The sequence below is a fragment of the Mesorhizobium sp. CCNWLY176 genome (assembly GCF_037153935.1).
GTDB lineage: Bacteria > Pseudomonadota > Alphaproteobacteria > Rhizobiales > Rhizobiaceae > Mesorhizobium_M > Mesorhizobium_M zhangyense.
This window is the reverse complement of the sequence record NZ_JBBBDZ010000013.1, coordinates 151932-175026: the sequence shown is the minus strand read 5'-3', so window position 1 is coordinate 175026 and position 23095 is coordinate 151932. Positions and strand designations below refer to the sequence as shown.

21 protein-coding genes are annotated in these 23095 nt (G+C 61.6%); 6 read left to right on the top strand and 15 right to left on the bottom strand.

All coding sequences use genetic code 11. The features are described from left to right. Both WBQ96_RS20975 and WBQ96_RS20970 read right to left on the bottom strand, forming a co-directional pair. Window positions 1–118: hypothetical protein (locus WBQ96_RS20975; protein WP_336553703.1), on the bottom strand; the 118-nt coding region annotated here is incomplete at its 3' end. Between the two features lie 84 nt (window positions 119–202). Then, window positions 203–430, bottom strand: a complete 228-nt coding sequence (locus WBQ96_RS20970) for an aa3-type cytochrome c oxidase subunit IV (RefSeq protein ID WP_165120418.1) — start codon at window positions 428–430, stop codon at window positions 203–205. A 178-nt stretch (window positions 431–608) separates the two neighbouring features. Here WBQ96_RS20970 and WBQ96_RS20965 point away from each other — a divergent pair, with 178 nt between their 5' ends. Together WBQ96_RS20965 and WBQ96_RS20960 are read left to right on the top strand one after the other, a co-directional pair. Next, window positions 609–1424 carry an alpha/beta fold hydrolase gene (locus WBQ96_RS20965; RefSeq protein ID WP_336553688.1) on the top strand — a complete coding sequence of 272 codons (816 nt, stop codon included), beginning with the start codon at window positions 609–611 and terminating at the stop codon, window positions 1422–1424. A 167-nt stretch (window positions 1425–1591) separates the two neighbouring features. Beyond that, window positions 1592–2245 carry a hypothetical protein gene (locus WBQ96_RS20960; RefSeq protein ID WP_336553686.1) on the top strand — a complete coding sequence of 218 codons (654 nt, stop codon included), beginning with the start codon at window positions 1592–1594 and terminating at the stop codon, window positions 2243–2245. Window positions 2246–2449: 204 nt separating this feature from the next. Here WBQ96_RS20960 and WBQ96_RS20955 read toward each other — a convergent pair whose 3' ends face one another. From WBQ96_RS20955 to WBQ96_RS20925, 7 genes are all read right to left on the bottom strand, one after another. Further along, window positions 2450–3283: an ABC transporter ATP-binding protein gene (locus WBQ96_RS20955; RefSeq protein ID WP_336553685.1), complete on the bottom strand. Its 834-nt coding sequence runs from the start codon at window positions 3281–3283 to the stop codon at window positions 2450–2452. A gap of 203 nt (window positions 3284–3486) precedes the next feature. Next, complete coding sequence (locus WBQ96_RS20950) at window positions 3487–4803, bottom strand: ABC transporter substrate-binding protein (RefSeq protein WP_336553683.1); 1317 nt, start codon at window positions 4801–4803, stop codon at window positions 3487–3489. Window positions 4804–4910: 107 nt separating this feature from the next. Further along, window positions 4911–5987, bottom strand: a complete 1077-nt coding sequence (locus tag WBQ96_RS20945; RefSeq protein ID WP_336553681.1) for a branched-chain amino acid ABC transporter permease — start codon at window positions 5985–5987, stop codon at window positions 4911–4913. A 223-nt stretch (window positions 5988–6210) separates the two neighbouring features. Continuing rightward, on the bottom strand, window positions 6211–7170 hold the full coding sequence (locus tag WBQ96_RS20940; protein ID WP_091915392.1) for a branched-chain amino acid ABC transporter permease: 960 nt from the start codon (window positions 7168–7170) through the stop codon (window positions 6211–6213). A gap of 48 nt (window positions 7171–7218) precedes the next feature. Continuing rightward, window positions 7219–7368, bottom strand: a complete 150-nt coding sequence (locus WBQ96_RS20935; protein WP_091915394.1) for a DUF3096 domain-containing protein — start codon at window positions 7366–7368, stop codon at window positions 7219–7221. A gap of 12 nt (window positions 7369–7380) precedes the next feature. Next, on the bottom strand, window positions 7381–8205 hold the full coding sequence (locus tag WBQ96_RS20930; RefSeq protein ID WP_091915396.1) for an ABC transporter ATP-binding protein: 825 nt from the start codon (window positions 8203–8205) through the stop codon (window positions 7381–7383). Next, window positions 8202–10187 (bottom strand): AMP-binding protein, encoded by a 1986-nt coding sequence (locus WBQ96_RS20925; protein WP_336553675.1) that lies wholly within the window; start codon window positions 10185–10187, stop codon window positions 8202–8204. The genes WBQ96_RS20930 and WBQ96_RS20925 overlap by 4 nt, the downstream gene beginning before the upstream one ends. 48 nt (window positions 10188–10235) lie before the next feature. On the opposite strand from WBQ96_RS20925, the gene WBQ96_RS20920 reads away from it, so the two are divergent. Next, on the top strand, window positions 10236–10472 hold the full coding sequence (locus tag WBQ96_RS20920; protein WP_336553673.1) for a hypothetical protein: 237 nt from the start codon (window positions 10236–10238) through the stop codon (window positions 10470–10472). A gap of 88 nt (window positions 10473–10560) precedes the next feature. Here WBQ96_RS20920 and WBQ96_RS20915 read toward each other — a convergent pair whose 3' ends face one another. From WBQ96_RS20915 to WBQ96_RS20890, 6 genes are all read right to left on the bottom strand, one after another. Beyond that, window positions 10561–11235 (bottom strand): Crp/Fnr family transcriptional regulator, encoded by a 675-nt coding sequence (locus WBQ96_RS20915; protein ID WP_165120411.1) that lies wholly within the window; start codon window positions 11233–11235, stop codon window positions 10561–10563. Window positions 11236–11323: 88 nt separating this feature from the next. Then, window positions 11324–12100 carry an N-acyl amino acid synthase FeeM domain-containing protein gene (locus WBQ96_RS20910; RefSeq protein ID WP_336553671.1) on the bottom strand — a complete coding sequence of 259 codons (777 nt, stop codon included), beginning with the start codon at window positions 12098–12100 and terminating at the stop codon, window positions 11324–11326. A 142-nt stretch (window positions 12101–12242) separates the two neighbouring features. Beyond that, a complete protein-coding gene (locus WBQ96_RS20905; RefSeq protein WP_442920870.1) occupies window positions 12243–14591 on the bottom strand; it encodes a putative bifunctional diguanylate cyclase/phosphodiesterase in 2349 nt (782 codons plus the stop codon). A 106-nt stretch (window positions 14592–14697) separates the two neighbouring features. Further along, on the bottom strand, window positions 14698–18165 hold the full coding sequence (locus WBQ96_RS20900; RefSeq protein WP_336553668.1) for an indolepyruvate ferredoxin oxidoreductase family protein: 3468 nt from the start codon (window positions 18163–18165) through the stop codon (window positions 14698–14700). Between the two features lie 209 nt (window positions 18166–18374). Beyond that, entirely contained in the window at window positions 18375–18896 is a 522-nt protein-coding gene (locus WBQ96_RS20895) for a hypothetical protein (protein WP_336553666.1), read from the bottom strand. Beyond that, window positions 18889–19500: a CGNR zinc finger domain-containing protein gene (locus tag WBQ96_RS20890; RefSeq protein WP_336553664.1), complete on the bottom strand. Its 612-nt coding sequence runs from the start codon at window positions 19498–19500 to the stop codon at window positions 18889–18891. The genes WBQ96_RS20895 and WBQ96_RS20890 overlap by 8 nt, the downstream gene beginning before the upstream one ends. Before the next feature lie 94 nt (window positions 19501–19594). Here WBQ96_RS20890 and WBQ96_RS20885 point away from each other — a divergent pair, with 94 nt between their 5' ends. From WBQ96_RS20885 to WBQ96_RS20875, 3 genes are all read left to right on the top strand, one after another. After that, window positions 19595–20506 (top strand): branched-chain amino acid ABC transporter permease, encoded by a 912-nt coding sequence (locus tag WBQ96_RS20885; protein WP_336553661.1) that lies wholly within the window; start codon window positions 19595–19597, stop codon window positions 20504–20506. Between the two features lie 200 nt (window positions 20507–20706). After that, a complete protein-coding gene (locus tag WBQ96_RS20880; protein WP_165120404.1) occupies window positions 20707–21291 on the top strand; it encodes a TRAP transporter small permease subunit in 585 nt (194 codons plus the stop codon). Beyond that, a complete protein-coding gene (locus WBQ96_RS20875; RefSeq protein ID WP_336553658.1) occupies window positions 21288–23021 on the top strand; it encodes a TRAP transporter large permease in 1734 nt (577 codons plus the stop codon). The genes WBQ96_RS20880 and WBQ96_RS20875 overlap by 4 nt, the downstream gene beginning before the upstream one ends. Window positions 23022–23095 lie beyond the last annotated feature (74 nt).

Sequence of the window (23095 nt, the reverse complement as noted above, 5' to 3'; positions counted from 1 at the left end):
CAGTCTCGACAATGATGTCGAAGCCGAGCGCAGTAAGCCGTTTCACCGTATCGGGAGACGCCGCAACGCGCGGCTCGTTCAAATCAACTTCCTTGGGGACAAAGATCGTCTGCGCCACGGCAGGGCCCTTTCGGCTGGAACACCATCCGGCGCGAACCGGCTGGAGCGCCAGACCCGCACCGCAAGGAGAAGTCTGGAAGGATTAGCGGAGGAGAAATCCGCCGACAGCGCAGACAATCAGGAACAACACCGTCGCCGAGAAGAAGCCGGCGCTGGTGAAGAAGCCGAAGGCCATGGCGATGAGGAGAGCGCCGACTGCAAGCGAGCCGTACTTAGCGAGCGTCAGGAACCCGGAATAGGTGCGCTCGTGCTCTCTGTAGTCCATCTCGGCGCCCATCTCGAGCGGGCCGGTCGGCGTATGGTCTGCCATCTAAAGTCCCTCCGGAAACATTCCATGCGCACATAGCGAAAAGCTGCGCCAAGGGCAATGCCTCGCGATGTCGCGATAACATTTAGCAACGCTGAAACAGTCTTTAGTTTTTCGCGTTTAACCCGCGGGCCGCCAACGGCTAGCCTCCGTCCTTCCCGTTGAATGGAACCGGAGGCCGATGATGATCCCCACTGAGCGCTTCGACTGGAACGGCACAAGCATCGCCTGGGGCTCCATCGGCAGCGGTCCGCCGCTTGTGCTCGTCCATGGCACGCCCTTCTCGTCCCATGTCTGGCATCGCGTTGCGCCGGAGCTTTCGCGCAGCCACACGATCTATTTCTACGATCTCCCCGGCTATGGATCGTCGGGGAAATTCGAAGGCCAGGACGTATCGCTCGGTATCCAGAACGAGGCGTTGGCGGCAATACTGGCATTCTGGCAACTGGACCGCCCGGACGTCATCGCCCATGATTTCGGCGGTGCAACCGCGTTGCGGGCGCATCTGCTCAACGGTTGCGATTATCAGCGGCTGCTTTTGATCGATCCCGTCGCCATTCGCCATTGGGGCTCGCCATTCGTCCAGCATGTGAGGCTTAACGAGGCCGCTTTCGCCGGCGTTCCCGACTATATCCAGCTCGCAATCCTGAAAGCCTATATTTCCGGCGCGGTCTCGCGGAAACTTTCCGACAGCGAGCTCGAGCCATACGTCGCGCCATGGACCGGCCCGACCGGCAAGCCGGCCTTCTACCGCCAGATCGCCCAGATGGACCAGCGCTTCACCGACGAGGTGCAGGACCGCTATGGCGAGCTTCGCTGCAAGGTGGCCTTGCTGTGGGGCGAGGAAGACCAGTGGATTCCGCTGGAGCGCGGACGAGAACTCGCCACGATGCTGCCGAACTGCGCATTCGCGCCCGTTCCTCGATCCGGCCACCTGATGCAGGAGGATGCGCCGGAGGCAATCGTGGCGGCCGCCTTGCGTTTGTTCACGAACTGACATGATTTGAAATAAACCGTGCGCATCCTGCAACAGCCGAAAAGGAAATCGGCAGGGCGTGCATTTGTGCCTTTGGCTGGCCAAGCCACACTGTTAGGAACCGCCATTCCCGAAAAACTTGCGCATGAGATTTCCGTTGCGGGCGCGCACGCCATTTGGAATGGAATATGACTTCTCTACGACCCCTGACCCTTTTCCTCGCCGTCATCCTGTCTGCGACCACGGCGAACGCTAACGACAAGCCGCTGATCTGGACGCCGGTGAAGAATTCCAGCGATTCCTATGCCATGCGCATGGGCAGCCGCCTGCCGACCGACTGGGAAGCCAGCGCCGGCACCGAGGTCAGCTTCGCCGGTTCCAATCTGGAAAAGGTAACGCGGCCCAACAGACCGGTGAATTTCTGGGGCTCGTTGAAACTGCCCTCCCCGGGCGGCAAGGCTGCGACGAACACCGCCGACGTCAGCGTCAGGCTGAACGGCCTGACCGGCAGCCGCTCGGTTTCCGTGAGCCGGTCGCGCTCGCTGACATTGACGCCGGAATTCGCCGCGCAGCTCGACGATTTCTACACGTTGAACTACGACCATGGCGGCGATCGCCGCATCGACATGCGAACCACCAGTTCCGTCCGCATCCTCTCATCTTCAACAGGCACATCTGTCTTCGCGCGTGGCTCACGCTCGACCCGCGATCAGGAATGGCAGGCGAGCGTCGGCGTGGAGCAGAAGGTGCTGACGGGCATCAACCTCCGCGCCAACCTCGACAACCTTGCAACGCGGCACAAGACGGGCAGCTTCGGCGCCAGTTATGCGCATAAATGGTAGGTTGAAGAGGCGATATGGCCTCAGGCATCCCTTTTTAAGTTTGCGCCGCCCCTCATCCGCCTGCCGGCACCTTCTCCCCGTATAGTGACGGGGAGAAGGAGGAAGCTCCAACGCCGACGCCTCCCTCTCCCGTTCTTTACGGGGAGAGGGAGGGGTGAGGGGCAGCAGCTTCGACAACAGCATCAATTGTTGACGTCTGCGCTCTTATGCCAGCCAGCGCTTGCGGCGCTTGTAGTGCTTCACGTCCTTGAACGATTTCCGCCCCTCGCCGGCAACGCCGAGATAGAATTCCTTGACGTCCTCGTTTTCGCGCAACGCCTGGGCCTCGCCGTCGAGCACGATGCGGCCGGATTCGAGGATATAGCCGTATTTGGCGTAGCGCAGCGCGATGTTGGTATTCTGTTCTGCAAGCAGAAAGGAGACGCCCTGCTCCTCGTTGAGCTTTTTCACGATCTCGAAGATTTCCTCGACCAGCTGCGGCGCAAGCCCCATCGACGGCTCGTCGAGCAGGATCATCTTCGGCTTCGACATCAGCGCCCGGCCGATCGCCGTCATCTGCTGCTCGCCGCCCGAGGTGTAGCCGGCCTGGCTGGTGCGCCGCACTTTGAGCCGCGGGAAATACTCGTAGACGAGATCGAGGTCGGCGCGGATGGCGGCAGCACCATCGCGTCGGGTGAAGGCGCCCGTCATCAGATTGTCCTCAACCGAGAGATGGCCGAAACAGTGCCGGCCCTCCATGACCTGAATGCAGCCGCGCCGCACAAGCTGGTTGGGTGAAAGCGACTGAATCTCGTCGCCTTCGAAGACGATGGTGCCCTTGGTCACCTCGCCGCGCTCGGCGTGGAGCAGGTTGGAAATCGCCTTCAGCGTCGTCGTCTTGCCGGCCCCGTTGGCACCAAGAAGTGCGGTGACGCCGCCCTTCGGCACTGTCAGCGAAACGCCCTTCAGCACGAGGATGACGTGATCGTAGATCACCTCGATGTTGTTGACCGAGAGGATCGGGGTGGCGGGTTCGGACTGCGGTGCGGCGTTGGTCATGCTGGCTCCGGTGGTGAGACTTCCTTCTCCCCTTTCGGGCTCCGAAGGACGGGCCGAGACCTTTGGCTCGACCCGGAGAAGGTAACCCGAAGGGCCGGATAAGGGGCGGCGCTTCCTTCGATGAAGATGGTCAACGTCGGCACAGCCCCTCACCTGTCTGCCGGCATCCTCTCCCCGTAAAAACGGGGAGAGGAAAGCTGTCATTACATCTTGCACTCTTCGTTGATCGGCCAGGGCGCGTTGGCCTCAGCGTATTTCTTCGCCTCGGTCTGAACCAGCGGATCGATCATCTCGGCATCCGCAGTGATATGGTCGGAAACTTTGACGAATTTCGCGCCGTCCCATTGCAGCATCCAGCCGCCGGCATGGCCGGCATGGTTGTTGCAGGCGGTGGAGAACGGCGCGATCATGCCGTCCATGCCGATTGCCTTCAGCGCCGCCTCGTCGAGCTTGAGGTTCTCGAGACCCCAGCGAAGCTGCTCGGCGCTGACCACCTTCGTGTTGAAATGCGCCTGCGCGGCCTTGATGCCTTCGACGGTGAACATCGAGATCAGCACGCCGCGCTGGTAGAACACCCAGTCGAACTCGCCTTCGCCGATTTCGGCCTTCTTGGCGTCGAGGACGTATTTCTTGATATCCTGCATGACCGAGGACTCGGAATGCGGCAGGCTCCACGAGATCGAGCGATAGCCCTTGCCGGCCTCACCAACCGACTTCATGTCGCCGTCATGACCCGACCACCAGATGCCAACGAACTTGTCCATCGGGAACTTGGTCTTGGCAGCTTCGGTGACGGCGCCGACATTCATCGCGCCCCAGCCCCACATCAGCACGAAATCAGGACGCTCGCGGCGGATCTGCAGCCACTGCGCCGACTGGTTCTGCATTTCCTTCACGCCGACCGGAATCGGCAGCAGGGTGAAGCCGTATTTGTCTGCATAGGCCTGAAGCAGTGGGATAGGCTCCTTGCCATAAGGCGCGTCGAGGTGCAGCAGCACGATCTTCTTGCCCTTGAGACTGTCGAGATTGCCCTCCGAAATGTTCTTCAGGATCATCGAGGCGCCGTCCCAATAGGAGGCCGGCGGGTTGAAGGCCCACTGGAACACCTTGCCGTCGGACATTGGCGAGAAGCCGTAGCCCGGCGCCAGGATCGGGATCTTGTCGACATTCGACTTCGGCAGGACCTGCAGGGTGATGCCGGTGGACCAGGGCTGCGTGACGATGCTCGACCCCTTGGTCTTTTCGTAGCACTCGGCACCCTTCTCGGTGTTGTAGCCGGTCTCGCATTCGTCATAGACCAGCTTGACGCCGTTGACGCCGCCATCGCGCTCGTTGAGCATCAGCATGTAATCGCGCTGGCCGTTCATCAGCGGCGTGCCGGTGGCCGCGAACGGCCCGGTGCGATAGGACAGGTTGGTGACATTTACAGCGTCCTCGGCCAAAGCGGGGGACGCGCCAAGCGCCGCCGCAAGAGCGAAGACCGCCGGAAGCAAGGCGGATTTCCTCATAAGTGTCTTCATTGCCATTTCCTCCACGTGGTCGTTTTTCCATGACGGACCGGGGAAACCACCCCCCGTTTTCAACGGCCGCCCCCGCGGCCGCTATTCTGCTATGCCCTTCCCTATCCTCAATGCGGGAAGGGCCAGATGACCAGCTTATCCCGGATGATCGCCCACAGCCTTGCCAGGCCATGCGGCTCGAGGATCAGAAAGCCGATGATGGTCGCCCCCACGATCATTGTATTGAGATGCTCGACCATCGCCGAACTGACCGGTAGGCCAAGCGCGCCCGGCACGAACGAGATCAGCACCGGCAGCGCCACGATCAGCACCGCGCCGAGATAATTGCCGAGGATCGAGCCCATGCCGCCGATGATGACGATGAACAGCACGCGGAACGACAGTGGAATGTCGAACAGCACCGGCTCGGCAGCACCCCGCCACAGGAATACGAACAGCGCACCCGCGACACCGACGATGTAGGATGAAACGGCGAAGGCCGAAAGCTTCGCCTTCATCAGGTTGATGCCGACGAGTTCGGCGGCGATATCCATGTCGCGCACCGATTTCCAGATGCGGCCGATGCGCCCGCGTGTGATGTTGATGGCAAACCACGTGATCAGGCAGACCACGCACAGCACGAAGTAATACTGCACGATCGCCCTGGCGTTTGGCCCGGCCACCGTCAGCCCGAACATGTCGATGTTCGGTACCTGGATCGCGCCCGAGGAATTGTAATTGTAGAGCCAGGCCCATTTCTCGAACAGCCAGACGAGGAAGAACTGGGCGGCGAGCGTGGCGATGGCGAGGTAAAAACCCTTGATGCGCAGGGATGGCAGGCCGAAGGCAACGCCAACCGCTGCCGAGAAGAAGCCCGACAGCGCGATCGCCACGACGATGTTCAGTTCCGGGAAAATCGTGACCAGCTTGTAGCAGGCATAGGCCCCCACCCCCATGAAAGCGCCGGTGCCGAGCGACAACTGGCCGGCATAGCCGGTGAGGATGTTGAGGCCGAGTGCTGCCAGCGCATAGACCAGCACCGGGATCAGCAGCGCGTTGAAGACGAACTCATTGGCGGTTGCCGGCAGGATGACGAAGGCAATGAGCAGGATAAAGCCCAGCAGCCACGCATCCTGCTTCACCGGAAACAGCGCATGGTCTGCATGGTAGGAGGTTTTGAACTGGCCTACGGTGCGGTAGAGCATTTAACCGTTCCTCCTTCGGGCCAACCGAAAAGTGAACCAGATCACCAGAAGTGAAGCTACCGAAAGCACCACGCAGGTAATCATGGTGCTGATAGCGTCACCCGACTGGCTCGAATCCATTCCCAGGGAACGTAAGTCGGACCAAGCAACCAATCCAACAAACAACGAACCCAGCAACATCAGCAACGCGAATCCTATAGGCAACAGATAAGGCACGACGACCTCACACCCGCTCGATAATACGTTCGCCGAACAGGCCCTGCGGCCGGAACAGCAGCACGATGAGTGCGAAAACGAAGGCGAACCAGGTTTCGGTGTTGCCGCCGAGCAGCGGCTGGCCCCAGTAGATCTCGAAAAGCTTTTCCAGAATGCCGATGGCAAGGCCGCCGACGATGGCGCCGAGAACGGATTCCAGCCCGCCCAGCATCAGCACCGGCAGCGCCTTGAAGGCGATGACTTCCAGCGCGAAGGACACGCCGGCCCGCGCGCCCCAGACGATACCTGTGACCAGCGCGATGACCCCGGCGATGAACCACACCAGCACCCAGATGGTCGACAGCGAGATGCCGACCGAAAGGGCGGCCTGATGGTCGTCGCCGAGCGCGCGGATGGCGCGGCCCATCTTGGAGCGGTTGAGGAACAGGATCAGGCCCGCCACCAGCAGGATCGCGCCGACCACCGCCGTCACGTCCTTCTGCTCTATCGAAACGAAGCCGCCGAAGGGCTCGAACTCGATGCTGCCGGTCGGGATGTAAAGCTGCTCGGTGATCATCACCTTGTTTTCGCCGCCGAAGATGATCTCGCCGAAGCCGACGAGAAACAGCGTGATGCCGATGGTGGCCATGAACAGGATCATGTCGGGCTGGTTGACCAGCGGGCGCAGCACCACCCGCTCGATGACCACTGCCAGGATGAACATGACGAGCAGCGTCAGCGGGACGGCAAGCAGCGCCGGTACGCCCTTTTCATGCAGGCCGACCAGCGTGAGTGCGGCGAACACCACCATGATGCCCTGCGCGAAATTGAAGATGCGCGACGATTTGTAGATGAGCACGAAGCCGAGCGCGATCAGCGCATAGAGCACGCCGGCGACGAGGCCCTCCCAAAGCACCTGCAGCAGAAAATCCGGCGCGCCGGCCATGTCGGCAAATGGTTTGACGAGAATGGAATTCAGGAAATCCATGGTGTCAGTTTTTCCTTTGCCCGGTAGCCGGCGCGCCGTTGATGCAAATTACCCCGCCAGATGCGGGAACAGGCCGAGAAGGCCGATGACGATGAGGTAGAACGCGACGATGTAGTTGAGCAGGCGCGGCATCACGAGGATGAGCACGCCGGCGATCAGCGAAACCAGTGGGGTGATGGCAAGCGTCGAGATGGTCATTTCGATTTCCTTTCAATGCGCGACACCGAGATAGGCGTCGATAACGTTCTGGTTGGACTTCACGGCATCGGGTGTGCCGTCGGCAATCTTCTTGCCGTAATCCAGAACGACGACGCGGTCAGAAAGGTCCATGACGACGCCCATATCGTGCTCGATCAGCGCAATCGTGGTGCCGCGCTGCCGGTTCACATCGATTATGAAGCGGCTCATGTCCTCCTTCTCTTCAAGGTTCATGCCGGCCATCGGCTCGTCGAGCAGCAGCAGCGACGGCTCCATGGCAAGCGCCCGGCCAAGCTCGACGCGTTTCTGCAGGCCGTAGGGCAGCTTGCCGACCGGCGTGCGGCGGATGTGCTGGATTTCTAGGAAGTCGATGATCTCCTCGACCTTTTCGCGATGCTCGATTTCCTCGCGCAGCGCCGGACCATGCCAGAACATCTGCCAGAACAGGTTGCGCTTCATCATCACCGAGCGGCCGGCCATGATGTTGTCCAGCGTCGACATGCCCTTGAACAGCGCCACGTTCTGGAAGGTGCGGGCGATGCCCTGCCGCACCGCGTGATGCGGCTTCATCGCCCGCCGCTCCTCGCCGCGAAAGACGATGGTGCCCTTCTGCGGCGTGTAGAAGCCGTTGATGACATTGAGCATCGAGGTCTTGCCGGCACCGTTGGGGCCGATGATGGCGCGGATTTCGCCCTTGCGGACATTGAACGAAATATCGGTGATCGCCTTCACGCCGCCGAAGGACAGCGAGACGTTCTTCACGTCCATCAGGAGGTCGCCGGCGGGAATGCCGTCGTCCGGGGCGACAATGATCAGCGGTTCGGCGCGTGAGTTCATTCCGCGGCCTCCCTGACTGGTTGCACGGCCGGATAGACCTTGGCATCCATGATGCGGACGGTGGCGCGCACGATGCCCTTGCGGCCGTCCTCATAGGTCATGTCCGTCTCGATGAATTTCTCCGTCGAACCGTCATAGAGCGCGGCAATCAGCGGCGCGTAGCGCTCGGAGACGAAGGCGCGGCGCACCTTCAGCGTGCGGGTCAGCTCGCCATCGTCGGCATCGAGTTCCTTGTGCAGCACCAGAAACCGCTTGATCTGCGCTCCCGCCATCATCGGCTCTTTCGAAAGCCGCAGATTGGTCTCGTCGACGTGCTTGGCGATTATCTCATAGACTTGGGGATGGCCGGCCAGCTCCTGATAGGAGGCATAGGCGATGTTATTGCGCTCGGCCCAGTTGCCGACGGCCTGAAGGTCAATGTTGAGGAAGGCTGCCGTGAAATCCTGCCCATGTCCGAAGGCCACCGCCTCCTTGATGTTGGGGAAGAATTTCAGCGTGTTCTCGATGTATTTCGGCGCAAACAGCGCGCCCGAGGTGAGCTTGCCGACATCCTTGGCGCGGTCGATAATCTTGAGCTGGCCGTCGGTATCAAAGAAGCCGGCATCGCCCGTCTTGACGTAACCGTCCTCGGTCAGCGTCTCGGCAGTCGTGTCGTCCTGCTTGAAATAGCCGGAGAACATGCCGGGCGAGCGGAACTGCACCTCGCCGGCGTCCGAGATGCGGAGATCAACATTGGGCGCGGCCGGCCCGACCGTATCGGCGCGCACCTGGCCATCCTTCTGCGCGGTGACATAAAGGAAGGCTTCGGTCTGGCCGTAGAGCTGCTTCAGATTGATGCCGAGCGAGCGGAAGAAGGAAAACAGGTCCTGCCCGATCGCCTCGCCCGCCGTATAGGCGACGCGGATGTTGGAAAGGCCGAGCACATTGCGCAGCGGCCCGTAGATGAAGAATTTTCCCAGCGCATAGGACGCTCGCCCCGAGAGCGGCACCGGACGGTTTTCCAGTATCGCCTCGCCATATTTCTTGGCCACGCCGATGTAATGCGAGAACAGCTTGCGCTTGAGCCAGCCGGCATCCTCCATGCGGATCGTGACGCTGGTGAGCAGGCTTTCAAAAATGCGCGGCGGCGCGAAATAGAAGGTCGGCCCGATCTCGCGCAAATCCTGCGCCACGGTCTCCGCACTTTCCGGGCAGCACATGCAGAAGCCGGACGTATAGCCCTGCGCGTAGTTCAGGTAGTGGTCACCGACCCACGCCAGCGGCAGATAGGCGAGCACGCTGTCCCGTTCCGACAGGCGGTCGAACTCGGCCGTGTCGCGCGCGGCGTTGACGGCGTTTACCGCCTTGATCATCACGCCCTTGGAGCGCCCGGTCGTGCCTGACGTGTAGAGCATGATCGAGATGTCATCGCCGCTCGCCGTGCGGATCGTCTTCTCCCAGCGCCCGGCAAGGCCGGCATCGGCCTTCATCAACGCCTCGCCCTTCTCCTGAACCGCGGAGAAGGCGTGCAGTCCGGCCGGGCTGTAGTCGCGCAAGCCGCGCGGCTCGTCATAGATGATCTCGGCGAGCTGCGGGATCTTGTCGGCAAAGGACTGGATCTTGTCGACCTGCTCCTGATCCTGCACGACGGCGAAGCGTACGCCGGCATGGTCGAGCACATAGGCCATCTCTTCGGCCACCGCATCGGCATAAACCGGCACCGGCACGGCACCCAGCGATTGCGCAGCGGCGAATGTCCAGTAAAGGCGCGGCCGGTTGGTGCCAATCACCGCGATCCGTTCGCCATGTTTCAGGCCAAGCGCCTGGAGGCCGAGCGCGAAGGCGCGGATTTCGGCAAGTTGCTCGGCCCAGCTCCAGCTTTGCCAGATACCATAGTCCTTGTGGCGCATGGCGGGGCGGGCACCGAACCGTTCCGCATTGCGCAGAAGGTATTTCGGGAATGTATCAAGAACCATGTCGGCGGCGGAAACCGTCGCAACCATGATCAAGCTCCTCCCAGTTCCGCGTTTTCAGCGGTTGTGGAAGGCATCATGGCATCAAGCAGTGCTGCGGCAAATCCCCAAATAGACTCAGAGAAACCGGATGCGCGCGTTTGCGGCTGGATGGTCTTCCCGGCTGGCGGCCAAGGCTTGATCAAACGCTTCTCCTCCCAGGAGCGCGGGTATGTTCCCGCTGCTCGAAAAACCTCCGCCCGAAGTTGGCGCGGCTTCTTCTTCATTGTGGTCAGCGTATTCCCGAATCGTCTCGCCGATCAACGCGCCCCTTGACAGACAGGCCGGCAGATTGTCTCTTGAATGCGCGGCCTGTGTGCCCGCCCCTCTTCCTGACAATCTAGCCGATCTTCAAACCGCGATCTCAGGCGCCGTAATCGCCGAGCCTTTCGGCGTCGGCAACGATCACCCGGCTGTGCTCGACGGTCACGAGCCCTTCATCCGCCAGCACCTGCAAGCTGCGATTGGCGACGGGGCGAGAGACGCCGGCAAGCAGCGCCAGTTCTTCCTGCGTGATCTCGACGACGCCCTTTACATCAGGGCAGAGCACCGGGTTGCACAGCCACGACAAATGGCGTGCCACGCGCGCCTTCGGATCGAGGAGGCGCTCATATTCGGTCGAGGCGATGAACTGCGCCAGGCGCTCGTTCAGCAGCCGCACCAGGAAACGGTTGAAGCCGACGCTGTTTTCATAAAGCCAGAAGAAGGTGGCGCGGTTCATCATCAGGAGATGCGTGTCGCGGATCGCCACCAGATCGTATTTGCGCGGCTCGTCCTTCAGCACCGAGCCTTCGCCGAACCAGCCTCCGGCACCGATGCCTGCGAAGGTGATCGCCTTGCCGCTGCGGGCAATGGAACTCATCTTGACGAGGCCGGTGACCGCGCCGGTCCAGTAGTCCAGCCGGTCGCCGCGATGGCAGAGATAGCTGCCCTTGGAAAAATTTCGCTCGGAAACCCCGCGCAGTGCCCGCTCCACCTCGTCGCCGGCAAGTTCGCGCGCCCAGACTGTGGCACGGACAAGGTCGCTTCTGCTGTTCATCGATTCCCTTGGCTGGAGAATGCTCGGCCTCGGCAAAGTTATGAACGGGCGTTCCGGCGATGGCAAGGCGAGGTAAATGCCCCGCCCCTCAGGCCGCGTCGCGGAAATACTTCGCCGTCGGCAGAATGGTCAGCGGGCCAAGCTCCCCTTGAGGCGGGTTGCCGAACATCAGGCGCTGCTCCATTGGCGTCGACCGGAAGAACGGAAACCGCTTGAAGGACTCTTCCTGGATAGCCAGCACATCGGCCTGGTAGAGCAGCGCGAAACAGTTGATGACACCGCCATAGGGCCGCTCTTCGCCGATGGGCCGCGAGTGATAGATGCGCTTGTAGAATGCCGCGTGGTCCTCGCGAATCATCGAGATGCAATATGGCGCGTTGAAGTGAAAACACGCCATGCCGGCAAGGCGCAGCGTCAGATAAGGAATCTGCGGAAAGACGCGCGACCACTCACGGTCGGCCGCGAACCGGCTCGGGTCGATGAAGCTGTCGCCGGCCGCGATCCGCGGCAGAAGCACGTCCGGGTAAACCGACGTCGACGGCGACTGGGGGCATTCAGCCGAGACGTGGTGAAGCCTGATCGTTGAGACGAGATGCCCGTCTATGTAGACGCCGAAACGCTGGCAGTTGGGAAGGTCGTCGAAGGGATCGTGGACGATGTGGTCCGGGTTCTCGGCCACCAGATCGGCAAGCCGGTACGACGCATAACGAAGACGATAAATGTCTTCGAGGTCTTCGCCCTTGTCGCAGCGACGATATTCCGTTCTTTCCAAAAGGGCGGACACATTGCGTGCAAATGCCGAAACATTGTCACCCGCAACCTGTCCGTCGTTTGGCTGGCCATCCGCAGCCGCCTTCACATCCATGCTGTATTTCCCCGTAGCCGCCTACCCCGAAAAGATTAGGGCAGCACCGGGGTATATCAAAGATCAAAATGTAAACGAAGCCGTTTACCAGTTGTTAAGGTTAACGGTGCGGGTGTCCATAATCGCCCGGAAACCGATGCGGTCAGGCTTGCGAGCCGCGGTTGGCTGCCTTGATTTCGCTGGCAAACGGCCAGACCGTGTTGGACATCGTCTCGATGCCGGAAGCGGTCAGCGCAGAGCCGAACAGGAAGCCCTGCACCAGGTCGGGCTTGACCGAATGCGCCAGGATTTTCAGCTGCTCGAAGGTCTCCACGCCCTCGACAGTCACGGCAAGGCCGAGCGGCCGCGACAGGTTGACGATGCCCTTCAGCAGTTCCAGCGAGCGCTTGTTCTGTGTCACGTCGATCAGGAAGCTGCGATCGATCTTGACCTTGTCGAGCGGCAGCTTGTGCAGGTAGCTCAGGCTCGAATAGCCGGTGCCGAAATCGTCCAGCGCGATCCGCACACCAAGTTGCTTGATCTCTTCGATGTACTGGCGGGTAAGCGACTTGTCATCGAGAAGTGCCGTCTCGGTCACCTCGATCTCCAGCCGTTGAGCGGCAAGCCCGGAAGATGCAAGTGCTGTGCGCACCTTCTCGACGACATCACGGTTGCGGAAGTCCTTCGCCGAGAGGTTGACCGAAACGCGGAGTTGTTTCGGCCATTTGGCGCACTCGCCGCAAGCCGTATTCAGCACGAACGTGCTGATGTCTGAAATGATGCCCATCTCTTCGGCGAGCGGAATGAAGACTGACGGCGAGACGGGACCGAGATCGGGATGGTTCCAGCGGCACAGCGCCTCGCAGCTTGCGATCCGCATCGTATCCATCGACACGATGGGCTGGAAAACGACGCGCAAATCCCTGGCTTCCACGGCGCTGCGCAGATCGGCTTTCATCATCTGCTTGTCGCGGAAGGCCGCATCCATTGCCGATTCGAACAGCCGCCAGCCGTTCTTGCCGAGTTCCTTTGCCTTGTACATGGCAAGGTCGGCCTTGACGATCATCGTGTCGACATCGCTGTCCTTCACCTTCGCCAGAACCGCGCCGCCGCTTGCCTGGATGCGCAGGACATGGCCCGCCACGTCGACATCGCCCTGCAGGCCTGCAAACAGATCGTCCAGCATGCCGGCAAGATGGCTCTCATCCTCGACCCGGTCGAAGAACACCATGAATTCGTCGCCGCCAAAGCGGCTCACCTTAACGCCCTCGGTTGCCACGGCCGACAGCTTTTCGGCCACAGCATAGATGAGCCCGTCGCCGATCGGGTGGCCGAGCGTGTCGTTGACGCTCTTGAAATCGTCGAGATCGAGAACCGCAAGGCCACACAGCCTTTCGCGGTCGCCGGCCGCCATGAACTCGCCGACCAGCTCATGGAAATAGGCGCGGTTCGGCAAGCCGGTCAGGCTGTCATAACGGGCCATGGACCGGATCTTCTCTTCCGCTTCCACGCGCTGCGACACATCCTCGAAGGTGATGACACCGAGATCCTGGTTGCCCTCGCGTGCCGAGAATTCATAGTGCTGCCCGTTCGAAAACGAAACGAGGACCTTGCGGTCCCGGCCTTCACGCAGCGCCCGCGTCAGCTGCGCCTCGATGTAACGGCAATCTTTCGGAGCGAGCATGCCGCCCGCCACGCCACGCTGAAGCAGTGAATGGACGGAACGGCCAAGAAGCGCATCCGGGGACTGAAGCGACATCAGGTGTGCGGCTTCGGCGTTCGCCACCACCACCTTGCCATTCGGCCCGAGCATCACCAGGCCATGCGACATGGTGTTCAGCGCCCGGTTGAAGCGCTCCGCCAGCAGATTGGCCTTCTTCTCCTCTGAGAGCGCGGTCAGCAGCACCTCGCGAACGATTTCGGCAAACTTCCTGATGGCAAAGAAGAACGGCGCCGACAGAAGGCCCAGAATGATGTGATAGACGTCACCGCGCAGCAGGAAACCCAGCGAGATCGGCCAGGTTGCCGCCACGATCTGGAACATGACCAGGCGCGGCGAACCGTAGTTGCGCCCCGCAATCGAGGTTGCCGAGGCGAGCGTCACCGCAACCGCTGCGATTTCGGCGAACTGGTCGTGCGCCAGATAGATGCCGGCAAAGCAGAAGAAGCCCAGCGCCGAGGCGTGCAGGACACCCCAGAATATGTAGACGTTCTCGCGCTTGTGCGCCTCGACGGCATCCGTGAGTGCAGGCGCGTTGCGATACTTCTGGATGCTGATAAGCCGCAGGAAACCAATCGCCACGATCGCCAGCGCGATGCCCAGATAGAGCTTGTCGTCTGTCTTGAAGTAGACCATGACGGCAAGCAGAGCTTGCGCGACGACACCGATGCCGAGAGTCAGGCCGTCACGGAACAGCGTCTCTACAAACGAAATGTAGACGTCGACCGGAATCTCGTTTTTTCTTTTTATAGCCACGCCTGCACCCGTTTTTCGGGAGCTTAGCAATGGCATATTCGCCTTAAGAAAGACTTATTGGAAAGCATCGGAACACTGAAAACAATAGGGAAAATGGCCTTTAGTACAGGGCATGAAAAGACACTGGACCAGAAAGAAAAAATCATTCCGCTGCCTGTAGAACAGTGTCTATCCGCGCTCCTGTGAAACGCTCTACAAGTCTTTCCCGCTCACCCGCGGCCTTTGTTGCACTGGCGGCTTTGACATGACCATAGCCACGGATGAGTGCGGGCACGGAAGCAAGTGCAGTCGCCGCTTCGATCTTCTCCGCAACGAGTGAGGTCCCTATCAGGTCGAGATCGCGCTCATACCGGGCGAGCAGGTCGCGTTCCATTCGGCGCTCCGCGGTGTAGCCGAAAACATCCAGCGGCGAGCCGCGCAGTCCCTTCAGCCCGGCGAGGATACGAAAGCCTTTCATCATCCAGGGGCCGAAGCTCGACTTGCGCGGTTTTCCATCGGTCGTGCGCCGTCCCATGATCGGCGGCGCCAGATGGAATTCGAGCCGGTCGTAGTCCTGGAACTGCTTGGTCAGCTGCCGCAGGAACGAGCCGTCGGTGTAGAGCCGGGCGACCTCGTATTCGTCCTTGATCGCCATCAGCTTGAACAGGTTTCTCGCGGCGGCCTCCGTCACCACGGTCGAGCCTTGGGACGCCTTGGCCTCAGCTGCCCGGAGCGCTGCGATGCGGTCATGATAGCGACGCGCATAGGCAGCGTTCTGATAGGCGGTGAGGAATTCGACGCGGCGCACGATGATATCGTCGAGCGTCTCGGCGATTTCGCGCTTTCCGCCGGCCTGGCTGACCAGCTCGCGCACGAATTCCGGCTCGTGCGCTGCGCGGCGGCCCCAGCGGAAGGCCGCGATGTTCATCGCGACTGCCTCGCCGTTGAGTTCGATCGCCTTCTCCACCGCGTCGGCCGACAGCGGAAGGCCGCCATGCTGAAAGCCGAAGCCGAGCATGAACATGTTGGCGCCGAGCGAATTGCCAAACAGAGCCGTTGCCGTGCGGGTGGCATCGAAGAAATGCGCGTGATTATCGCCTGCCGCTTCGCGGATCACCTTCTTCAGCCGCTCGGTCGGAAGCGAGAAATCGGCCGAGCGGGCGAATTCGCCGGGCATGATCTCAGCCGTGTTGGCAACGAAGATCGTGTGCCCCTCGCGCACGGCAGCCAGCACCTTCTTAGCGCCGGAAACGACGAGGTCGCAGCCCAGGATCAGATCGGCCTTGCCGGCCGATACGCGGATGGCGTTGATATCCTCAGGAGTCTTGGCGATGCGCACATGCGTGAAGACCGAGCCGCCCTTCTGCGCCAGGCCGGCCATGTCGATCATGCCGCAGCCCTTGCCTTCGAGATGGGCTGCCATGCCGAGGATCGCGCCGACCGTGACGACGCCGGTGCCGCCGACGCCATCGATGATCGAGGACCAGCCCTGATCGATCGGGAACTGTTTTGGCTCCGGCACACCGGTCAGCGGATCGGATTTGCCGGCGATGCCTTCGGCCTTGCGGATCTTGGCGCCGTGCACCGTCACGAAAGACGGGCAGAAACCGTTGACGCAGGAAAAGTCCTTGTTGCAGCTCGACTGGTCGATCCTGCGCTTGCGGCCGAACTCGGTTTCCACCGGCTGGATCGAGACGCAGTTGGACTGCACGCCGCAATCGCCGCAGCCTTCGCAGACCAGCTCGTTGATGATGACGCGCTTGTCCGGATCGGGAAACGTGCCGCGCTTACGGCGGCGGCGCTTCTCGGCCGCGCAGGTCTGATCGTAGAACAGCACGGAGACGCCCTTGACGTCGCGCAGTTCGCGCTGCACCAGATCGAGGTCGTCGCGGTGATGGATCGTGGCGCCCGCCGGGAACTCGACATGGCCTGCATATTTGCCCGGCTCGTCGGTGACGACGGCTATGCGATCGACGCCTTCCGCCCGCACCTGCCGGGCGATCATTTCGACGGTGAGATTGCCCTCATGCGGCTGGCCGCCGGTCATGGCGACCGCGTCGTTGTAGAGGATCTTGTAGGTGATGTTGGCGCTTGAGGCCAAAGCGAAGCGCAGCGCCAGCGTGCCGGAATGATTGTAGGTGCCGTCGCCGAGGTTCTGAAAAATATGGTCGCGCTTGGAGAACGGCGCCTGGCCGACCCACTGCGCACCCTCCCCGCCCATGGCGGTGAAGCCGACGGTCGAGCGGTCCATCCACAGCGCCATGAAATGACAGCCGATACCGGCGGCTGCGATCGACCCGTCAGGCACCTTGGTCGAGGAATTGTGCGGGCAGCCCGAGCAGAAGAACGGCGTGCGCGAGCCGACATCCTGCGTGTCGGCCAGCATCGCCTGAAACTGCTTCAGCCGGCTGACCTTGGCGGCGATCTCTTCCGAAGGGCCGATGGTCTTCAGGATGCGCTCGCCAAGCGCTATGGCGATATCGTTGGGGTCGAGCGCGCCCTTGGCCGGGAACAGCCAGTCGCCGCGTTCGTCCTTCTTGCCGATCACGGTCGGGTGCATGGCGGTGTTGTAAAGGTTCTCGCGCACCTGCACTTCGATCAGCGAGCGCTTTTCCTCAACCACGATGACCGTTTCCAGCCCGCGCACGAAATCGGCGATGTGCTCGAGATCGAGCGGCCACGGGCAGCCCACCTTGAACAGCCGCACCCCGATCTCGTTGGCGCGCTTCTCGTCAATGCCGATGTCATCCAGCGCCTGGCGTACGTCGAGATAGCTCTTGCCGACGGTGATGATGCCGATCTTCGCATTGCGCCCGCCGGAGTAGACGGTGTGGTTCAGCTTGTTGGCAAGGATGAAGGCCGAGGCCGCCGCGCGCTTGTACTCATGCAGCCGCGCTTCCTGCCCAAGCTGGTCGAGCTCGTTGCGGATGTTGAGCCCGCCCGGTGGCATGTCGAATTCGGGGATGACGATGTTCAGCCGGTCGAGCGACGCGTCGACCGAGGCCGTGGATTCGATGTTGTCCTTGACGCATTTGATCGCCGCCCAGGTGCCCGCAAAACGCGACATCGCATAGCCGTAGAGCCCATAATCGATCAACTCCTGCACGCCGGCCGGATTGAGGATCGGCATCATCGTGTCGACAAAGAGGAACTCGGTGGCATGGGCATTGGTCGAGGATTCGGCGTTGTGGTCATCACCCATCAGCGCCAGCACGCCGCCATGCTTGGACGAGCCGGCGAGATTGGCGTGGCGGAAGACATCGCCGGACCGGTCGACGCCCGGTCCCTTGCCGTACCAGAGCGAGAACACGCCGTCATATCTGCCTTCGCCGAGCAGTTCCGCCTGCTGCGTGCCCCAGACGGCAGTGGCAGCCAGTTCCTCGTTGAGCCCAGGCTGGAAGACGACATCGGCCTGCTTGAGCTGGTCCTTGGCTTTCCAGAGCTGGAGATCGAGACCGCCGAGCGGCGAGCCGCGATAACCCGAAACGAAACCCGCGGTGTTCAACCCGGCGCGGCGGTCGCGCTCGCGCTGCATCAGCAGCATGCGGATGACGGCCTGCGCACCCGACAGGAAGATGCGTTCCTTGCCAAGATCGAACTTGTCGTCGAGGGCAACGTCGTGAAGGGTCATCAGGCAGTTCCTCTGCGGAAGCGGTCGCGATTCGGGGCCGCTAACGTCGAGACAGATGACTAACTGTTTCCTCCCTTGGAGGCGAGGTCAAACGAAAAGCGCCACATTCCAAAAACAACAACAGCAGCGATAAATCTCTGGCAATCCTCGACAAAAGATTGCTCGGCCATCTCTGGGAACGCATGAAAATTTCGTGATCGAATCCGACGTCAGCTCGATGCCGGGCAGGTTACGCCGCGCCCGCCGGGCAGCTTCCCGTCAGGATGACCAGCCAGTTCGGGATTTGGCTTATAACCCGGCCCCACCACCAGCGGCTTGTCGGGCAGCATGCTCTGGTCCTGAGACGAGACCATCGTGGTTTCGATCCCCTGCAGCAGCGCGCCACCCGCGCCCTCGATGCGGATCGCCACCTTGTAGGGCTTGTCCTTGACGAGGCATTCCAGTGGTGGGCTTTCGAGCGTCACCTTCTGGTGATTGGGAAAGAGCTTTTGGGTAACCACGATAGGCTCGCCGCCGGCCGGGTTGTCCAGCGTCATCACCGCGGTCTCGCCTTCGGAAATCGGCTGCAACGGCACGAGGTTGACCAGATAGGTCACCTTGGCCTCCCGGTAGTTGAAGACGACGAGCCGACCGGAAAGCTCGAAAAGCGCGTCCTTACCGCTATCGCGGCAGGCAACGAGTGCTGCCGGCAGCAGCAGAAGCGCGCAAGCAAGGCGCAGTCGCTCAAGCATGGGAAATCTCCTCCGGACCGCCCTTGCGGCGGTGATAGTGGCGTTTTGCCTTCTGGCGGTTGCCGCACACCGCCATGTCGCACCACATGCGGCTGCCGTTGCGGCTCCTGTCGAGAAACAGCCAGTTGCAATTCGGGCAGACCCGCAGTCGCCTGACGTTTTCGTTCGACAGCAGCGACAGCGCCGAAACGGCAAGTGCAGCCTCGAAAGCCAGTGGCGCAGCGGCATTGCCGAAGGGCCTTGCCTGCCCGCCGATTTTTTCGTCATGACCTGCCAGCCCGTCGGCGCAGGCGCGCAGGAAATCGGGCAGACCCGCCGTTGAAACCTCCCCCTGCACCGCCGCATCACGAAACAGCCGGTCAGTCGTCTCGCGGATGGCAAGCACGGTCGGCAGGATCGCCAGGGGTTCTGGCGCGACCAGCGTCCGCGCGCTGAGCTCGGCGGCGCGAAAGCCGGAAGCTGCGGCGGCAAACCGCGGCAGCTCCGCCGCATCCTCGAAACGGTCGAAACTGCGCGCCGGATCGCCGCGATGAACGACCGTGTTGGTGACGTCGAGCGCCAAAACGCCGCCGGAAAATCGATGCCGGGTCCAGAAAATGGTCATCCCTCAAATCTAACTGTTAAATCGCCTTTGACAAGTTAGATTTTCAGGCGCAGTTTTCGTTCAGGCCGCCCCGGTCGCGGCCACTGGATGACGCATGCTCTATTTTCTCCAGCAAGCGCTGAACGGCCTGCATATCGGCGCGATCTACGCGCTGCTCGCCTTCGGCTATGCACTGATCAATGGCGTGCTGCACCGGACGAACCTCGCCCATGGCGCGATCTTCGCCTTTTCCGGCCAGACCATGATCCTCGTCGCGGTGTATGGCTGGCAGGTGCTGTGGCTGACCTTGCCGGCAACCATCGCGGTGGCGATCATTGCAGCGCTGGCCTATGCAGCGCTGATCGGCATGGTCCTTTCGCGCAACGTGTTCGAACCCTTGGCCGACCGTTCGCCCAACACGATCGTCGCCGCCACGCTCGGCGTTTCGATCGTGCTGATGGAGCTTTCGCGCATCGCCGCCGACACGCATGACTTCTGGCTACCGCCGCTCCTGTCGACGCCGATCGTCTTCACCGAGAGCGGCGGCTATCAGGTCACGCTCACCGTCATGCAACTTCTCAACTGCCTGATAATCCTCGCCACGCTCGCCGCCGCCGGCCTCGTCCTTGCCCGCTCTCAGTTCGGGCGCGAGTGGCGCGCCGTCTCCGATGACCCGGCTGCAGCCGCCCTGTGCGGCGTCGATGCCCGCCGCGTGTTCCGCGCCACGGTGCTGGTCGGCGCGGTCACCGCAGCGCTCGCCGGCATTCTCGCAGCACTTTACTTCGGCAATATCGGTTTTGGCAGCGGTCTGGTCTTCGGCCTGAAGATCCTCTTCGTCACCGCCATCGGCGGCTACCATGCACCAACCCGCGCGGCACTCGGTGCATTCGCCTTCGGCATCGCCGAGTCGCTGTGGTCGGGCTATTTCCCGATCGAGTGGCGCGACGCCTGGATGTTCGCGCTGCTGGCCGCAGTGCTGGTGCTGCGCATGGCCGGCCAGGAAACGCAGAAAACCGCCCAGCCCTGACCCATCGGAAGTTCTACAACTTTCGTTGCATTCGTGTCCCGGAACGCGGGATTTCCACAATGCTTGGCATAATCCGTACCGAGTCGTGCACCATCCGTTGTTGACGCCGCCCCGCCTGTCAGCCTACCGATGAAAGCCAGATGCGCCATCAAGCCCGGGAAACGGGCGATGGCCGAAAGCTTATTGAGGGAGGAGATCGCATGGCAGGGCTAATCGCTCTATCCAGAGCCATCGACCGCATGAACGAAGTCGTCGGCAGATGGGTCTCGTGGCTCATTCTGCTTGCGGTGCTGGTCAGCGCCGGCAACGCCATCATTCGCAAGACATTCAACATGTCGTCGAATGCCTGGCTGGAATTGCAATGGTATCTTTTCGGCGCGGCATTCCTGCTCGCCGCCGCTTACACGCTGAAGCAGAACGAACACATCCGCATCGACATCGTCTACGGCATGTTCTCGCGCCGCAAGCAGCATTGGATCGACCTGTTCGGGCATGTCTTCTTCCTGATGCCCTTCGTCCTCCTGATGATCTTCTATTTCGTGCCCTATGTGAGCCTGTCCGTCCGCAACGGCGAAATGTCGTCCAGCGCCGGCGGCCTCATCATCTGGCCGGCCAAGGCGATGCTGTTGATCGGCTTCCTGCTGCTCGGCTTCCAGGGCATTTCCGAGATCATCAAGAAGATCGCAATCATGCGCGGCGACATGGATGATCCAACACCGTTCATATCGGCTCATGAGGCAGCTGTTGCCGAAGGCGAAGCATTGGCGAAAGAGGTGCAAAAGTGATCCACTTCATCGCCGAGAACATGGCGCCGATCATGTTCTTCTGCCTCATCATCTTCCTGCTGCTGGGGTATCCCGTCGCTTTCTCGCTGGCCGCGAACGGCCTGCTGTTCTTCTTCATCGGCGTGGAACTCGCGCCGTACTCCAGCGGCTCGATCAACCTTTCCTGGCCTCTGCTCTATGCCATGCCCGAACGATTATGGGGGGTGATGTCGAACGACACATTGCTCGCCATCCCCTTCTTCACCTTCATGGGCATCGTGCTCGAACGCTCCGGCATGGCCGAGGATCTGCTCGACACGATCGGCCAGCTTTTCGGCCCGATTCGCGGCGGCCTCGCCTATGCGGTGATCTTCGTCGGCGCTCTGCTGGCGGCGACCACCGGCGTTGTGGCGGCCTCCGTCATCGCCATGGGCCTTATCTCGCTGCCGATCATGCTGCGCTATGGCTATGACCGCCGCGTCGCGTCCGGCGTCATCGCGGCATCGGGAACGCTGGCGCAGATCATCCCACCGTCGCTGGTGCTGATCGTTCTGGCCGACCAGCTCGGCCGCTCGGTCGGCGACATGTACAAGGGCGCGCTGATCCCCGGTCTGGTGCTGACCGGGCTCTACGTTCTCTACATCTTGCTGATGTCGATTTTCCGGCCGAAATCCATGCCGGCGCTGCCGCTCGAGGCGCGCACGCTCGGCCATGGCGTCACCTCATTGGCTGTCGCACTGGTCGCTGCGGCGGCCGTGGCCTACGTTTCCCATGTGCTGCTCACGCCAACCCTTGGCGTCGATGCAGACATCTGGGGCGCGGTCGTCGGCATCATTCTCATCTATATCTTCGCCATCATTGACCGGGCGATGAACCTCAACATCATGTCGAGGCTGGCCCAGCAGGTCATCATCGTGCTGATCCCGCCACTGGCGCTGATCTTCCTAGTGCTGGGCACGATCTTCCTCGGCATCGCCACGCCGACGGAAGGCGGCGCCATGGGTGCCGTTGGCGCGCTGATCATGGCGGCGGCGAAAGGCCGTCTGTCAATGGAAGTCATCAAGCAGGCACTGGCGGCAACGACGCGGCTCTCGTCCTTCGTGCTGTTCATCCTCATCGGCGCGCGCGTCTTCTCGCTCACCTTCTATGGCGTCAACGGCCATCTCTGGGTCGAGCACCTGCTGACCTCGCTGCCCGGCGGCGAACTCGGCTTCCTGATCGTTGTCAATGTGCTGGTGTTCTTCCTGGCCTTCTTCCTCGATTTCTTCGAACTGGCCTTCATCATCGTGCCGCTGCTGGCGCCGGCGGCCGACAAGCTCGGCATCGACCTGATCTGGTTCGGCGTTCTGCTCGGCGTCAACATGCAGACCAGCTTCATGCATCCGCCATTCGGCTTCGCGCTGTTCTACCTGCGGTCGGTGGCGGCCAAGGTGCCCTATCTCGACAAGGTCACCGGCAAGCGCATGCAGCCAGTCACCACCGGCCAGATCTACTGGGGCGCGGTGCCGTTCGTCTGCATCCAGGTCATTATGGTCGGGCTGGTCATCGCCTTCCCGCAGATGGTCATGCACTACAAGGGGCCGGTGGTTGATCCAAATTCCATCCAGATAAAGATGCCGGACATGCCGGGTCTCGGTGGAGGCGGGCTCGGCCTGCCGCCACTCGGTTCACCGCCGCCTGCGGGCGGCACCGCTCCGGCGAACCCTACGCCGCCGGCCAACGACCTGTCGAAGCCGCCGAGCTTCAACTGATCGGCAAGGAGCCCGGCCAACGCGCCGGGCTCTTTCTTTGCAGATGCAGGCAACAAAAAACCCCGGAACGATCG

What these genes read in the sequence shown, in the direction of transcription:
- WBQ96_RS20895 (WP_336553666.1), bottom strand. Translation starts at nt 18,896, where the DNA reads ATGCTTGAGCGACTGCGCCTTGCTTGCGCGCTTCTGCTGCTGCCGGCA.
- WBQ96_RS20900 (WP_336553668.1), bottom strand. Translation starts at nt 18,165, where the DNA reads ATGACCCTTCACGACGTTGCCCTCGACGACAAGTTCGATCTTGGCAAG.
- WBQ96_RS20925 (WP_336553675.1), bottom strand. Translation starts at nt 10,187, where the DNA reads ATGGTTGCGACGGTTTCCGCCGCCGACATGGTTCTTGATACATTCCCG.
- WBQ96_RS20910 (WP_336553671.1), bottom strand. Translation starts at nt 12,100, where the DNA reads ATGGATGTGAAGGCGGCTGCGGATGGCCAGCCAAACGACGGACAGGTT.
- WBQ96_RS20965 (WP_336553688.1), top strand. Translation starts at nt 609, where the DNA reads ATGATGATCCCCACTGAGCGCTTCGACTGGAACGGCACAAGCATCGCC.
- WBQ96_RS20955 (WP_336553685.1), bottom strand. Translation starts at nt 3,283, where the DNA reads ATGACCAACGCCGCACCGCAGTCCGAACCCGCCACCCCGATCCTCTCG.
- WBQ96_RS20940 (WP_091915392.1), bottom strand. Translation starts at nt 7,170, where the DNA reads ATGGATTTCCTGAATTCCATTCTCGTCAAACCATTTGCCGACATGGCC.
- WBQ96_RS20905 (WP_442920870.1), bottom strand. Translation starts at nt 14,591, where the DNA reads ATGCCATTGCTAAGCTCCCGAAAAACGGGTGCAGGCGTGGCTATAAAA.
- WBQ96_RS20915 (WP_165120411.1), bottom strand. Translation starts at nt 11,235, where the DNA reads ATGAACAGCAGAAGCGACCTTGTCCGTGCCACAGTCTGGGCGCGCGAA.
- WBQ96_RS20930 (WP_091915396.1), bottom strand. Translation starts at nt 8,205, where the DNA reads ATGAACTCACGCGCCGAACCGCTGATCATTGTCGCCCCGGACGACGGC.
- WBQ96_RS20880 (WP_165120404.1), top strand. Translation starts at nt 20,707, where the DNA reads ATGGCAGGGCTAATCGCTCTATCCAGAGCCATCGACCGCATGAACGAA.
- WBQ96_RS20935 (WP_091915394.1), bottom strand. Translation starts at nt 7,368, where the DNA reads ATGACCATCTCGACGCTTGCCATCACCCCACTGGTTTCGCTGATCGCC.
- WBQ96_RS20950 (WP_336553683.1), bottom strand. Translation starts at nt 4,803, where the DNA reads ATGAAGACACTTATGAGGAAATCCGCCTTGCTTCCGGCGGTCTTCGCT.
- WBQ96_RS20885 (WP_336553661.1), top strand. Translation starts at nt 19,595, where the DNA reads ATGCTCTATTTTCTCCAGCAAGCGCTGAACGGCCTGCATATCGGCGCG.
- WBQ96_RS20945 (WP_336553681.1), bottom strand. Translation starts at nt 5,987, where the DNA reads ATGCTCTACCGCACCGTAGGCCAGTTCAAAACCTCCTACCATGCAGAC.
- WBQ96_RS20920 (WP_336553673.1), top strand. Translation starts at nt 10,236, where the DNA reads ATGGCATCAAGCAGTGCTGCGGCAAATCCCCAAATAGACTCAGAGAAA.
- WBQ96_RS20890 (WP_336553664.1), bottom strand. Translation starts at nt 19,500, where the DNA reads ATGACCATTTTCTGGACCCGGCATCGATTTTCCGGCGGCGTTTTGGCG.
- WBQ96_RS20960 (WP_336553686.1), top strand. Translation starts at nt 1,592, where the DNA reads ATGACTTCTCTACGACCCCTGACCCTTTTCCTCGCCGTCATCCTGTCT.
- WBQ96_RS20970 (WP_165120418.1), bottom strand. Translation starts at nt 430, where the DNA reads ATGGCAGACCATACGCCGACCGGCCCGCTCGAGATGGGCGCCGAGATG.